Genomic DNA, 14,108 nt, shown 5'->3' with positions numbered 1-14,108 from the left:
AAAAATTTGAAAACAAAAGGAATATTCCTACATTTAGTACGTAAACCAACTAATTAAAAACTATGAAAACAAAACGACATTACCGTATCTTTTTCCTTTTGTTATTGGCGCATCTCACCGTTTTCGCACAATTACCCAGCGTAAGAGAAAAGAAAACTATGATTCCGTATAAAGACAATTCGAAAACCGTATTGATAAAAATTAAAAAAGCGGACTACGATAAGGCGTACGAGGCTTCTAAAAAAAAGGCGGAAGGGCCAACTGAACAAAATCTATTCGATGCCAACCAACGCCAACAATTGGATGTTTTCAAAAACAAAGCACCACTCGCTGACACTTCCGACCTCTATCTTTTTACAGGAAAAGAAAAGGACAACCCTTTTGTAAGTGAGTTGAAAAATAACGGTGGCAATGAAATCAACTATCTCAAATCGAATATTCTCTATAACTACTATAAAAGAAAAAAAAATGAAGTCGAACAACAAATTCAATCAAAATTCAAAGAGAGCAAGAAAGAGGATAATCAAGATAACTTAGCCGTTTTAACTAGCCTCACTAAAAGTATTGATAGTCTTTACATAGAGCAACAAAAATATGTCGATAGCTTGAGCACTTTTAAGAGTCAAGATTTCAGATGGATTTTCCCTTCATGGTACAATAGTAAACCGACCAAAAAAGAGGCTTTCTTCGAAACCTTGTATGGCAAGTCGCCCGACAATGATTTTTACTTTGTCAACAATGCGGCCTTGCAATTGAATAGTGCCGGTAGTACCATCCAATCCGAAATTACCGCTGCCTACCTAAAACCTTTGCGTGTATCCTTGGGTACCTTGGTGAGTAATTCGGGTACGGAGGCAAGTGACGAACCGGACAATGAAAAAGAAGCCGATGATACCGAAGCCTTCCAACGATTATTGAGCGGTGGTGGTAACATTTATATGAACATTGAACTTCCTTTCTTGTATTACGGCAATGATTTCTTCAAAGTATACAGCACCTTGTATGCCAAGGGAGCGATGGAAATTACCGAATTCAGTAATGATGTGGATACCTCTACCGGAAACGGAAGCCTGGGAGGTTCGTTGTACCTGAGTGTGGCTACCGACAAAAAAGAGTTCGTTTTTTATACGTCGGCCAATTGGGGTCTCTATGCCGGTAGCGATGCCTTCTTGGATCGTTTGCAGGTACAGAAAAATTATTTCGGATTTGGTCAAGTTACCGTCGGAGTCACTGTACTGGATCGCTTGCGCCTTTCCATGATGACCAATACGTTCGGTGTGCATGAATTGCAAAGCGGCAGAGTCGTTTTCGGAGTGCAGGTATTATCGGGTTTATTTGAATAACACCAATGATGAAAAAAATTGTAGTACCCTTACTGTTCCTTTTCGGTTGCTTCGAACTATCGGCACAAGGCAAAGAAGGATTTCAGGTGCTGATCACCCATGAAAATGATTTCCTTACCATTGCCAATAAAGACGAGAATTATACAGGCGGGTTAAAACTGGAAACGCTTTTCAAGGAAATCAAAGGGAAAGGACTTCCTTTTCTAAAGTACCGAGGAGAAAATACCCTTACAATAAGCCGTATCGGCATGGGTGCCACGGCCTATACTCCTCAAGATTTAGCCAGCGAAGCGGTTGTGGTAGGCGACAGACCCTATGCGTCTCTGGTCTTCGTAAATTTCGGGGCCAATTCCTACCATCTGGTGCGCAACGAAATGCTACAGTCGGAGGTACTATTGGGTATCATAGGTACTTCCCTACCCGGGAATGCCCAGGCCTATCTGCACGAAAATCATTGGTTCGGTTCTGAAAGACCGGTACCGAAAGGCTGGGACAATCAGATTGGCTACAATGGAAGCTTTATCATCAATTACAATACCCGCTTTCAGAAAGCACTATTTTCCAAAAACTCGGTAAACTCCGATTTCCAATGGCTGGCGGTTCATGGCGTTGGAAAAGTAGATCTGGGTAATTATATGATACACGCCCAGGCCGGATTGAAACTGAATCTCCTGAATTGGAATTCGACACTGTTGCAAGACCAGTATCCCAATCTGGAAACCCTTACACGAAACGAAACAACAACCAAAAAAATACGCTGCAATCTTTTTGCCGAACCCACGGTGCGTTTTGTTGGGTACAATGCCACTTTGGAAGGCTTACTTTTTAAGGACAACAGTGTTTACGAGATCGACCATTCCGATGTTAAAAGAATGTTGTTTGAAATCAATGCCGGATTCAACCTAACGCTCTATGATGTGTTCTACCTGCGGTATTCGCATTCCGGGAGAAGCAGGGAATTTGAAGGAGGCAAGTCCTTTCACAACTGGGGCGCAGTCACTCTAGGATTCTCCCCACAACGTTGGCATTCAAAATAAGCCGAAACGTAACAACCCATTACAACAGCACTCTTTTACAGTGCTGTTGTAGTTTATTTCAGTACCACTTTTAAAAAAACGGCACTCTTTTCTTAATTTTTTTAGCTTTGTAACGTACCAATAAAAAACAACCATGCGATTCCGAATCCTGCTCTTTGCACTATCATTACAACTCACCTTTTCTGGTATGGCTCAGGATATGAGACGAGAATCGCTCAAAAAAAATACCGTTGCCGTATTAAAAGCAATGGCCGAAACGCGAAAAAAGCAAGCGGTTGATACCACATTGGTGAATATCTATTCGGTAATCAGTGCCAAACTGCTCTATGTGAACAATGCCGAAGCCAAACAGTTTGCCCAAAAAGTGCTACAGTTGTCCCAAAAGTTGGATTACCAACGCGGGATGGCTTCCGGTAAAAACGACTTGGCCTTGGTTGAATTGGCAGAAGGCAATGGCAACAAAGCCTACCAACTATTGCATTCCAATTTGGCCTATTATTCCGGGGTGCATGACGATGTGGGCTTAGGCACCAATTACTTGAATATCGGTATCGTACACGGCAGTCAAAATGATTTGGCCAAAGCCATCGAATGCTTCAACCAAGCGCTAGTACACTATAAAAAAGGAAACGCTAAAAATTCGTTATTGGCGAGTGCCTATTCCATGTTGGGTAATGCTTACTCCTATCAGAATAACGAAGCGAAATCCATCACGAATTATCGAAAAGCCTTACAATTGCAAGACGATCCTGAAGACATCATTAACTTACAAAACAATTTAGGGAAAGCCTATGCGGAATTTAAACAGTACGATTCGGCACTGTACTATTACAAGAATGTGATTGTGTTGAACCAAAAAGTCAAATCCACCTTTAACGAGATGAATTCGAACCTCAACATTGGTGATTTGCACTTGAAAATGCAGCAACCGCAGCTAGCCATCAGTTATTTGAAAGAAGGGCTGCGCATTGCGCAAAGCGAAAAGCATCTGGAGATCCAAACCCAATTGCAACAGCTATTATCCCGAGCCTATCAGAAAACAGGCGATTTAAACAATGCCTTCAAGGCCCTGCAACAGTATACGGTGTTGAAAGACTCCCTGCAATCCCTAAGCAGCCGTGAAGCCGTTAAAAAGATCGAAGCCCAATTCGAATTGGAACGTCAGGATGCCAAGCTGAACCTATTGGAAAACCAAAAGCAACTGAATGAAGCGAAGCTCAAAAAATCGAACCTTATGCTACTTATGGGGGCTATTGTTGTACTTCTTACCCTAGCATTGGCTTGGTATTGGTACCGTCAGCACAAAACCAAAACCTTACTCAACCAACAACAAGAGATACAATTCAAAACCGCTTTACAATTGAAAGAAGCCGAATCCAATCTGGAAGGTCAATTGATGGAACGACGACGGCTCGCTCAGGAATTACACGACGGATTAGGGGCAACCATGGCCGGTATCAAGCTTTCGGCCTTGGCACATTTCTCGGGACAGCAGGACAAAAACAGTCCGTTGATTGCCTCGTTGGACGACGCCTACAATGAAGTCCGCCGTATGTCGCACAACCTAATGCCCCCGGAGTTTTCCCAGGCCTCCTTCCATCATGTCATCGAAGAACTCCTTCGGAAATACGAAGGCCAGACCGCTACAAGCCTGCAGTTGTATTGTAGCGAAGGGAACGATTTGGACCGTTTGGATACCCATCAGAAAAGTCAGCTCTACCGCATTTTACAGGAAATTATCAACAATACCCTCAAACATGCCCAGTGCAGTTCCCTTTCGATACTCATTACCAGCTTTGGGGATTATATCAATATCATTGCCGAAGACAACGGTATCGGTTTTGATCCGACGAAAAAGGCAGAAGGGATTGGTTTACAGAACATTCGAGAGCGTGTCAAAGCACTGCACTCCGAATTGGTAATCGATTCTTCACCCGGCAACGGAACCATAGTACAATTCAATATACCATTCGCCACATGACACCCTACAAAATAGTTTTAGTTGACGACCATACCATGTTTTTGAACGGACTCGAATCGCTGCTTCGAAATCTGAACGATGCCACACTTACCGCAATGTATACCGATCCTGTTGTAGCACTCGAACGTTTGGAAACGGATGCTCCTGATTTGGTCATTACCGATATTAGTATGCCGGGAATCAATGGCATTAGTCTACTCAAAAAAATACGCAGTAGCCATCCGACTATTGCCGTTATGGTATTGAGCATGCACAACGAGGCCGCTATGGTCAAAACCGTTTTGAAAGAAAATCCACAAGGGTATTTGCTCAAAAACACCGATCAGGACGAGCTTTTCCTTGCCATACGTACCATCCGTGAAGGCCAACGCTATTACTCCCCTGCCGTACAAGCCGTTTTGATTGATGACCTACAAGGCGTGACCCCACCGCAAGCATCGATCATTCCGGTATTGAGTCCGAGGGAAAAAGACGTGCTGCTACTGATTGTTGCGGAATGCACTACCCAGGAAATTGCCGAACGTTTGTTTTTGAGTGTGAATACCGTAGAAACCTACCGTCAGAACCTCTTGCGCAAACTGGAAGCCAAAAACTCGGCCGGAATCGTTGCCAGAGCCTACCAATACGGCCTTGTGTAAAGCTCCCTGAAATCAGCCAACTTTATTTTTGGTGGTTTTCCGTCTTGTACGGCGAAGCCTACCCTACTACTTTTGAATTCATCAAATTAAAACAACGAAACATGAAAAAGCTAGTAGTCGGATTTGCCGCATTTCTTACCCTATGGTCTTGTGCTCCGGAAGAGTCCAATACCGCATCACAACGACTTCCCATCACCATCACCCGTTGGAAAGGGAACGGCGACTTAAACTATCGTCAGGACATTACCTATGACAGTCAACACCGAATTTCGAAGATCGATATAACCGAATCGAATGCCAGTTTGAACCGTACCATCACCTATACGTATGCTTCCGGAAAAATAATCCGAAATTTCAATTATACGGATCCCACGCAAACCGATTACGAATATGTGCTTTACCATCGCTTTGGAAAAGTGACCAAAGAAGAAGTCTACCACGGTGGTCAATTGAGTAAGGAATTTAACTGGACGCACAATACTGATGGTACCAAAATAGTGCAATGTACCAATGGTAGCGGAGGGTTGGAGTATGTTTTCCGTTATTATTTTAACGAACTCGGCAATTGTACTTCGGTACGAATCGACTTTGCCGACACTTCTAAAAAGGATGTCACCGTAACGTACGACAATTATGACAATCACCCTCGTGCGTTGTACCACCACGATTGGTTGGCGCCATGGTCGGAGATTCCTGAACTCATTCGCCAATCGCAATTCACTAACGAACCGCAATTGCCGAATAATCCGGGTAACTATACCTATAAGCCGGACGGTGAAGTACCTACACAAAACTATATTTTTGATTACCAGTACGATGCCAATGGCAATGTGGTCTTTCAAAAAACACTGGTTGGCGGATCCCTACTGCATACTATCGTTTATGACTATGCTACGCTAGAATAACAAAAGGGTACCGATGGGTACCCTTTCTATTTGCTTCTTCCTGAACTTCTTGGAGTTACCTCTTATTTCAAAATTGGAAGCGTAATCGTACTGTCGTTGAACCATTCGATTTCCAATGGCACTTCCCCATCGGCCATTGTTTCCTCACTCACCGGCTTTCCGGTACCGTAGTTCACTTCCCAGTTCGGGTTCTTGTTCATCCCCAACACAATCACAATACGACTCCCCTTTTCAATCTGTTTCGAAATCGTATAGGTATTCTTCATGTGGATGGTTTCTATCGTATTCGGACGCAACAATTGGCGTTGGCTTCGGTCTTTGGCATAACTGGCGCGTTGCAGGTTGTTCGTAAGTGCAAAGTAGTCGTTATTGGCGGTCTTTTCATACAGCTGCAAGGCTATGTCAATGTCTTTTTTGTTGCATCGCACTTTCAACGCCGCTTCCAAGGCACCACTAATCGTGATGGCTTCCTCCAGCGGTTCGCTTTCAAACACCATCAATTGTTTTTCCAGGAGCAACTCTTTGTTGATTACCGCCGGGAAATTGCACACATCGCTTTTTTTGTAAATGTTGATTTCACTTCGGTCTTTGTAATCTACCGTTTGGGTAATTGCACTGCGCTTTTTGGGCAATTGGTGGAGCAATACCTTTTGGTTGTTTTGGCTACCCAAATAGAACGTACGTGTACTGTTGTGCATTTTTTCCAAACTGGCTGCGTGTTGCCATTCGTTTTTCCCCATCACTTGAAAGTTCACTTTGTCTTTCAGCAATTCCGGACGTTTCCCGTCTTTCAGCGTATAATTGAACCAATCAAACACCAGTTGGTTGATATCGATCTGCGCTGCCGCATCGATTTCATAGCCCCCCAATACTTTTCTGGGATAGGCTTGTGCCCCTCCGTGATTGTACGGACCAATCAACAGGTAATAGTTATTGCTTTTGTTCCACTTTTGGTATTCTTTGTAATAGGACAAAGCCCCCAATTGGTCGTCATCGTAATACCCGGTTGTGGTGAGTATCGGAATGTTGATTTTGGCATAGTCCTCCTTTTGTGGTACCATATTCTGCCAATAGCTGTCGTAACTCGGGTGATCCAACCAGCGTTGGAAGATGGGCGACACACTGCCTTCGATACTGTCTAGCGAGCGGAAACTGGCGCCCTTTTGATAGTACTCCGTATAAATCTTAGCCCATTTTTCGCTATTGTCGAAATCGGCATCATCGGTCAGTTTGTTGTTCATTACAAAACGAATCCACGACAAGGCATAGCCCATGAAAACCCCATTGTGCATTGGGTAATCGATACCGATACCCACGGATACCTGAGGCACGATGGTTTTGAGTGCGGGGTGTAGCTTTTTGGTTGCACTCCACTGGCTAAAGCCCAGGTAACTGCCGCCGTACATGCCTATTTTCCCGTTGCACCACGGTTGTTGGCTCACCCAGTCGAGAATGGCATAGGCGTCGTCGCCGTCGTGCTCGAAAGGTTCGATCGGGTCATTGCTCAGTCGTTTCCCTCGGGTATTGGCTATAAAGCCCACATAGCCCCTACTGGCGATTTCCTTGCACAGTCCCAATTCGATACCGGCATAAATGTTATAGAGCATCACCACGGGTTGGGGTGTGGTGACTTTGCTACTGCGTACCAGGGTTCCGGCAATGGTACTTCCGTTCGGTAAAGTAATGAGGATATTCTCATCAATGACATACTTCTCGGCTACTTTTTTGGCGATCCATTGCTTGGCCAATGCTAAAGTCCCTCCATAGGCCTGTACATTGGAATACGATTTACACAAGGCTACGGCTTCGTTGATGCTAATACTGTCTTTGGCTTGCGCCGCTTTGAGTTGGCTGGCAAACCGATCTTTGAACACATCCACCCAACTGTTGTACATATCATCAACGTACCATTGATTTTCCATATCCATGGTATCATAATAGGAATCAAAAAAGGTTTTGAATGCCGTGGTGAATTCCGATTGGTTTTTGGGTTTTTGGCTACTAGTTTTTACATACACCCTTTGACCGAAACCAAAACTGCTGATGTGCACGCTATCTTTGACCATTTCCATCTCTAATTTTTTGAGCGTTGCCTCCATGGCAGGGTAACTTTTGGCCAAAAATTCCAGGCGAAACCTATTCTCGAGGTAGGCCTTTTTGTCTTTGTTTTGGTACAGCGGAATGAGTTTTTCGGCTAGTGTGACCATGTTTTGGGCAATGGCGGTACTATCGGTAAACTTTTCCTTGGGAAACGGAATGTTTTGTGCCCATCCGGTTAGGGTGCAACTCACCAGGAGCAGCAGTAGGGTCTTTTTCATGCGATTGTTGTTTTTTAGTTGGCAAGCGAAAGTAGTGATAAATTCTTACGCTTTGGATACTAATCAAACGAAAAAAAGAAAGCAATAGGATATATCTACTATTTATTTGAACCAATTAAATCAACAAACTTCAAAACTACTTTTTATTGTTTTGTAAGGAATTAACTGTTAAGTTTGCTTACAAATCAAAATAATAAAAAAATAATATCAGTAAAAAAGAAATCAAACCATTTAATTTAAATGTTTTCCTTCTAGATTATACTGATACAATTCATAATATTTTCACTATGACGGTCATTTCAATTTTAGTCTGTGTACTATTCCTTATAATTTTTTTTTCTACGACTTATGGCATAAGTTGGATCATTTATCGCTTTTTCCTTCAAAAAAAAGTAGACAAATTTGGTTCACAATTAAGTAGTTTGGATATATTTCTGATATTAATTTCCATCAGTCTAATCTTATTTTCTTTATCAGCCCCTTTTATTTTTACACGTACTAGTGTTTCATCTGACTTTAATTTTACACAAACAGGGCCAATTGGTGACACCATTGGTGGTCTAATGAGTCCTTTCATAAATTTATCAGCTGTTATAGTTACTGGACTTGCCTTTTATATGCAATACAGAGCTAACAAATTACAAATACAAATTTTCAAAGAAGATGTAAATACTACCCAAGAACAAATTAAAACTGACCAAGAAAAACAAGATAAAAATCATCAAAAACAACAATTTGAAAGTCAATTCTATGAAATGTTACGACTACACAAAGAGAATGTCAATGAAATTGAAATTGATGCAAAAAAAAGAATTTCACATCAAGAACCAATTATTAAAAGTATGGGGTCATCTGATGATAAAGAACCAAACTTCAGAATATCTTATACCTATAAAGATTATACAGTTACCAAAAGAAATGCTTTTGTTGAAATGTTAAAAGAACTTGAATTTATGATGTATAAACTAAAAGTTTCAGATACACCAGAATTGAATTTTACAACTTTTCAAAAAATATATGAAATTTATTTTTGGGGCTTAACTGGTTACGAATCTCTTGCTGGAAAATTTACAGATGAAAACTCAAAAAAATTTGAAGATATTTTATTTAATATTCAAGAAAGTCAATATTCAAAGGATGTTTTTAGTTTTAATCAGGATATACCAATTAATATACCAGCGTTTAAAGGTCATTCCAATTTTTTAGGTCATTATTACAGACATCTTTTTCACATGGTAAAATTTGTTGCTGATTATGATGAAACTATCGTTAAAAAAGATGAAAAAGTAAATTATTTGAGATTATTGAGAGCACAATTATCAAACCATGAACAAGCTTTACTGTTTTATAATTGGCTTGCAAAATATGGTGGAGCTTGGCAAGATGATCGAAATAATTTCCTCACAGAATACAGAATGATTCATAACCTTTGGCATGGAGATTTGCCCAAAGAAACATTTGTAATGAAGAAATTAAAAGAATTGGTGGCAAAATACAAAGTATTAGGTTATAATGATGATTTATTTGAAATGGGAGACAGTGATATAGTTAATTCATAAATTTCTGCACTACCTAGTTTTTATTAAAAAATCATGTTGAGTTTAAAGTTTTATATATAAATAAGTACATCAAAAACTATACCCCACAAAAAAAGGGGCTGATTAAACCCCTTTTCTTTTTTTCTTGCGAAACTTAGTTCGGCAAGGTAGCTCTGTGCGCATTTAAAGCAGCAATAAAAGCGTCGTACTCTTTCAATTTCTTATTAATTAGTTGTACTTGTACTTCTTTTTTCACTAGTGCTACAAAACTTTGCGATTCCTTGCGGGATTCCAACTGGAACTTTTTGTACTCCAGTCGGACTTTACGTTTGAGTTCAGCCTCTTTTAACTGTCCATCCGGTAGTAAACTAATCGCCAATTCCGTAGCCGCTAACTCGGATGGCAGTCTTTGAAGTTGCACTTCGATGGATTCTGCAGTGGTACCAAGCTGAAGCGTTGTTTTTTCTGCTATACTCTTTTTTTGGGCTAAAATGTCTCTTTCCTTCTGAGCCCAATTCAATGCTACATCACAATCGGATGTCTGTGTAATTTTGGATATTGAATACATATCGTACGTTTTTTGATTTCTAATTTTTTCTTCGATTCACGCTTAGGCTTTACCTAATACAACCAAAAAAGGGGCTGATGAAACCCCTTTTCTTTTTTTCTTGCGAAACTTAGTTCGGCAAAGTCGCTTTGTGAGCAGTAACCGCCGCGATGAAAGCATTGTACTCTTCCAACTTTTTGTCGATACAAACCAATTCCAGTTCTTTTTCGACTAAGGCCACTCCGCTCTTTTTGTGTTCTATCACAAATTTTCTGTGCTCAAGGTTGGCTTTTTTCAAAATTTCAGCATCCCTTTTCTTGCCCGGAACGAGCATTCCTAGTGCAATTTCACATCCAGCTAGTTCCGCTAGAATTACTTGTAATTCTGCTTGTACTTCAACCGAATTAAAACCAAAATTCTCCGTGAACCTCACGTCCCCAATTTTTTTAAATTCTAAGTCCCTTTTTTCTCTTTGAACTGAACTTAATACTACATCGCAATCTGTTGCCGATGTCAACTTGTCTAATGAATAAGCCATGTCTATTCGTTTTAAATGATTAATATTACTTTTCCTACAAACAAACTGCGTGCCAAAAACTTAAAAAAATCATAAAAAACGTACGCATTAAATTATAAGCGCTTGATTATTAGTAGATTATTTTTTAAATTTTTTCATTTCTTTTTTAATGAACGTATTTTGCAATTGGAGTAATTCTTTATCATGTTGGTACTTTTTTAACAATTTTTGGTTTCTTTTCAACCTGGCCCTCGCTCTGCATTGAATAACATTCTGTATCGTGGCTGTCCGCTTATTTTCGGGTTGTGCCTCGAGATATTCCACAAGTCGTAATGCGGCTAGCCCTTCTTCATATAATAGTTGTGCTTTTTCTATATTCCTGTCCAGCTTTTCCCCTATTAATTCATTTTCCAGCATTTTCTTGTGCAGCAAATCATAGAATCCTTGCTCCTCTTCGATCATAAAATCCTGAACCGGCATTTTTTTGGCACCATTTTTCTGAATGTAGTGCAATATGCTGTTCAGTTCGAATACGGCATGCGGCGGCAGCTTTCTTTGTCCTAATTCGTACATGGACCATTGTGTTCTTGTTACTCCCAGGATTATGGCTAGTTCTCCTTGCGATATTCCCAGTATTTTTGTGAGTGAATCTTTTTCTTTCATTGCTTACAATTTTGTGGCAATTTTTTTTTATCCCAAATAGTTTGCCACACTTTTTTCTGTGGCAACTTTTTTTTTGAAAAAATTATTGCCACGAAATCCGTGGCAACTTTTTTTTGAGAATTTTATTTGCCACAGGTTTTTTGAGAATCAAATTGGCATGAAAATACCTAGATATGGTGATTGTGTAAGTCTTTTTTTATAGTTATGTTTGAGGGATACTAAAATTTGCTTTCAATGCTTGATAAAAAAAAATTATCAGAACGTGATATTTGTTCAAAGTATATAACACCCGCAATTCTAAAGGCAGGATGGAATCTTCAGAATCAAGTACTTGAAGAAGTTAGTTTCACAGATGGCAAAATTTATGTTCGTGGTAAATTGACTACTAGAGGTGAACGCAGAAGGGCTGATTATATATTATACTATCAAGATAACCCAATTGCAATTATTGAAGCAAAAGATAACAAACACTCTGTAAGAGCTGGAATTCAACAAGCTTTAGATTATGCCAGAATATTAGATATACCAAGTGTATTTAGCAGTAATGGAGATGGGTTTGTGTATCACGACAGAACTGTTACTAATGCTTTTATCGAAACTGAATTATCTTTAGAGAATTTTCCTTCTCCAGAAGCATTGTGGTTAAAATACAAACACTACAAAGGCATTGTTACTCCTGAAGGAGAAAAGATTGCTTTACAAAAATACTTTTCTGATGGTTCAGGAAGAAAGCCAAGATATTACCAGCAAATTGCTATAAATAGGACTGTTGAAGCGATTGCTAACGGACAAAACAGGATTTTGTTAGTGATGGCGACAGGAACAGGAAAAACATATACCGCTTTTCAGATTATCCATAGACTTTGGAAAAGTGGAGCAAAAAAAAGAATTTTATTTTTGGCAGATAGAACTGCCTTGATTGACCAAACCAAGCGTGGTGATTTTAAACATTTTAAAGACAAAATGACGGTGGTTAAAAACCGTATGATCGATAAAAGTTATGAAATATACTTGGCACTCTATCAAGGTCTATCTGGTTCAGACGAAGATGCTAATGCTTACAAACAGTTTTCTCCTGATTTTTTCGATTTAATTATCATTGATGAGTGTCATAGAGGAAGTGCTAAAGAAGATAGTGCTTGGAGAGAAATTTTAACCTATTTTAAAAATGCCACCCATGTTGGTTTAACTGCTACTCCAAAAGAAACTAAAGAAACAAGTAATACCGAATATTTTGGAGACCCAGTGTACACGTATTCTCTAAAACAAGGCATAGATGATGGATTTCTTGCACCCTACAAAGTAATTCGAGTAGCCTTGAATGTAGATGCTGAGGGATATAGACCAGAACAAGGCAAAATCGATAAAGACGGTAACGAAATTGAAGATCGTATATATAATAAAAAAGATTTTGATCGAAGTTTAGTTATTGATGAAAGAACAGATACAGTTGCAAAAAAAGTAACCGAATATCTAAAAGGTTTTGATCGTTTTGCAAAGACCATCGTATTTTGTGTAGATATTGACCATGCCGAACGCATGCGCAATGCCTTGGCAAGAAATAATGCCGACTTGGTTTCTGAAAATTATAAGTACATAATGCAAATTACTGGCGACAATGATGAAGGTAAACGGGAATTAGACAATTTTATAAACCCTGAAGAAAAATACCCAGTTATTGCTACAACTTCAGAGTTAATGACAACCGGCGTTGATGCTCAAACTTGCAAAGTAATTGTTTTGGATGCCAACATTAATTCTATGACCAAATTTAAACAGATTGTAGGTCGCGGCACCCGAATTAATGAAGAATTTGATAAATTATATTTTACTATAATTGATTTCAGAAATGCTACAGATAATTTTGCAGATCCAGAGTTTGATGGACATCCTTTACGTGTAAAACCAATTACTGAAACCACTGATTTAGAAACTATAATTGATGAAGAAGAAACCGAAGAGCTACCAATAATTGATGAAGTAACTGGTTCAGAAATTGTGATAGCCCCTCCTGTGGTAAGAGAACCTTTTACTGCCTCTGATGAATACCAAAAAAAGCCAAAACAATATATTAATGGAGTTGATGTTTCAATATTAGTAAGCAGAGAACTGTACTTTGATAGCAATGGAAAACCAATTACCATAAGTCTAAAAGATTATACCAAAAATATCATTCAGCAAAAATTTACTTCATTAGATGATTTTTTAATGACATGGAATAAAGCCGATAAAAAGGAAGCCATCATAAAAGAATTACAAGAGCAAGGAGTTATGGTGGAAGCTTTATATGATGCAGTGGGCAAACAATTGGATTTGTTTGATTTGATTTGCCATGTTGCCTTTGACCAACCTCCATTAACAAGAAAACAGAGAGCCAACAATGTAAAAAAACGCAACTACTTTACGAAATATGGCGACCAAGCGCGTAGAGTATTGGAAACACTTTTAGATAAATATGCCGATGAAGGGGTAGAAAATATAGAAAGTATTGAAGTATTGCGCGTCAAACCATTTGATGACTACGGCTCACCTATTGAAATTATTAGCCATTTCGGAAACAAACAACAATACTTAGAAGCAGTAAGAGAATTAGAAAACGAATTGTATAGAAAAGCATAAAA

The 14,108-nt window shown here is 39.5% G+C and carries 11 protein-coding genes; 7 read left to right on the top strand and 4 right to left on the bottom strand.

Translation table 11 applies throughout. From position 1 onward, the window contains the following. The first annotated feature begins 62 nt into the window (after nucleotides 1-62). From ACS8MM_RS01335 to ACS8MM_RS01315, 5 genes are all read left to right on the top strand, one after another. A complete protein-coding gene (locus ACS8MM_RS01335) occupies nucleotides 63-1,343 on the top strand; it encodes a hypothetical protein (RefSeq protein ID WP_379712237.1) in 1,281 nt (426 codons plus the stop codon). Nucleotides 1,344-1,348: 5 nt separating this feature from the next. Beyond that, nucleotides 1,349-2,380 carry a lipid A-modifier LpxR family protein gene (locus tag ACS8MM_RS01330; RefSeq protein WP_379712235.1) on the top strand — a complete coding sequence of 344 codons (1,032 nt, stop codon included), beginning with the start codon at nucleotides 1,349-1,351 and terminating at the stop codon, nucleotides 2,378-2,380. 133 nt (nucleotides 2,381-2,513) lie between these two features. Beyond that, a complete protein-coding gene (locus ACS8MM_RS01325; RefSeq protein WP_379712233.1) occupies nucleotides 2,514-4,361 on the top strand; it encodes a tetratricopeptide repeat-containing sensor histidine kinase in 1,848 nt (615 codons plus the stop codon). Then, nucleotides 4,358-4,999 (top strand): response regulator, encoded by a 642-nt coding sequence (locus ACS8MM_RS01320; protein ID WP_379712231.1) that lies wholly within the window; start codon nucleotides 4,358-4,360, stop codon nucleotides 4,997-4,999. Before ACS8MM_RS01325 ends, ACS8MM_RS01320 begins: the two co-directional genes overlap by 4 nt. 101 nt (nucleotides 5,000-5,100) lie before the next feature. After that, entirely contained in the window at nucleotides 5,101-5,904 is an 804-nt protein-coding gene (locus ACS8MM_RS01315; RefSeq protein WP_379712229.1) for a hypothetical protein, read from the top strand. Between the two features lie 62 nt (nucleotides 5,905-5,966). Here the strand turns inward: ACS8MM_RS01315 and ACS8MM_RS01310 are convergent, their stop codons facing one another. Then, entirely contained in the window at nucleotides 5,967-8,222 is a 2,256-nt protein-coding gene (locus ACS8MM_RS01310) for a CocE/NonD family hydrolase (RefSeq protein WP_379712227.1), read from the bottom strand. 287 nt (nucleotides 8,223-8,509) lie between these two features. Here ACS8MM_RS01310 and ACS8MM_RS01305 point away from each other — a divergent pair, with 287 nt between their 5' ends. After that, complete coding sequence (locus ACS8MM_RS01305) at nucleotides 8,510-9,781, top strand: putative phage abortive infection protein (protein ID WP_379712225.1); 1,272 nt, start codon at nucleotides 8,510-8,512, stop codon at nucleotides 9,779-9,781. 133 nt (nucleotides 9,782-9,914) lie between these two features. Here ACS8MM_RS01305 and ACS8MM_RS01300 read toward each other — a convergent pair whose 3' ends face one another. The 3 genes from ACS8MM_RS01300 to ACS8MM_RS01290 form a co-directional block, all read right to left on the bottom strand. Then, nucleotides 9,915-10,328 (bottom strand): hypothetical protein, encoded by a 414-nt coding sequence (locus ACS8MM_RS01300; protein ID WP_379712223.1) that lies wholly within the window; start codon nucleotides 10,326-10,328, stop codon nucleotides 9,915-9,917. A 109-nt stretch (nucleotides 10,329-10,437) separates the two neighbouring features. Beyond that, complete coding sequence (locus ACS8MM_RS01295) at nucleotides 10,438-10,845, bottom strand: hypothetical protein (RefSeq protein WP_379712221.1); 408 nt, start codon at nucleotides 10,843-10,845, stop codon at nucleotides 10,438-10,440. 117 nt (nucleotides 10,846-10,962) lie between these two features. Next, a complete protein-coding gene (locus ACS8MM_RS01290; protein WP_379712219.1) occupies nucleotides 10,963-11,487 on the bottom strand; it encodes a helix-turn-helix domain-containing protein in 525 nt (174 codons plus the stop codon). Between the two features lie 234 nt (nucleotides 11,488-11,721). Between ACS8MM_RS01290 and hsdR the strand changes: the two genes are divergently transcribed. Then, on the top strand, nucleotides 11,722-14,106 hold the full coding sequence (gene hsdR, locus ACS8MM_RS01285) for an EcoAI/FtnUII family type I restriction enzme subunit R (protein ID WP_379712217.1): 2,385 nt from the start codon (nucleotides 11,722-11,724) through the stop codon (nucleotides 14,104-14,106). Nucleotides 14,107-14,108: the final 2 nt, after the last annotated feature.

Source organism: Flavobacterium sp. MAHUQ-57 (assembly GCF_051908335.1).
Taxonomy (GTDB): Bacteria; Bacteroidota; Bacteroidia; order Flavobacteriales; family Flavobacteriaceae; genus Flavobacterium.
The sequence above is the reverse complement of the archived record's forward strand: the minus strand, read 5'-3'. Positions and strand labels throughout refer to the sequence as shown.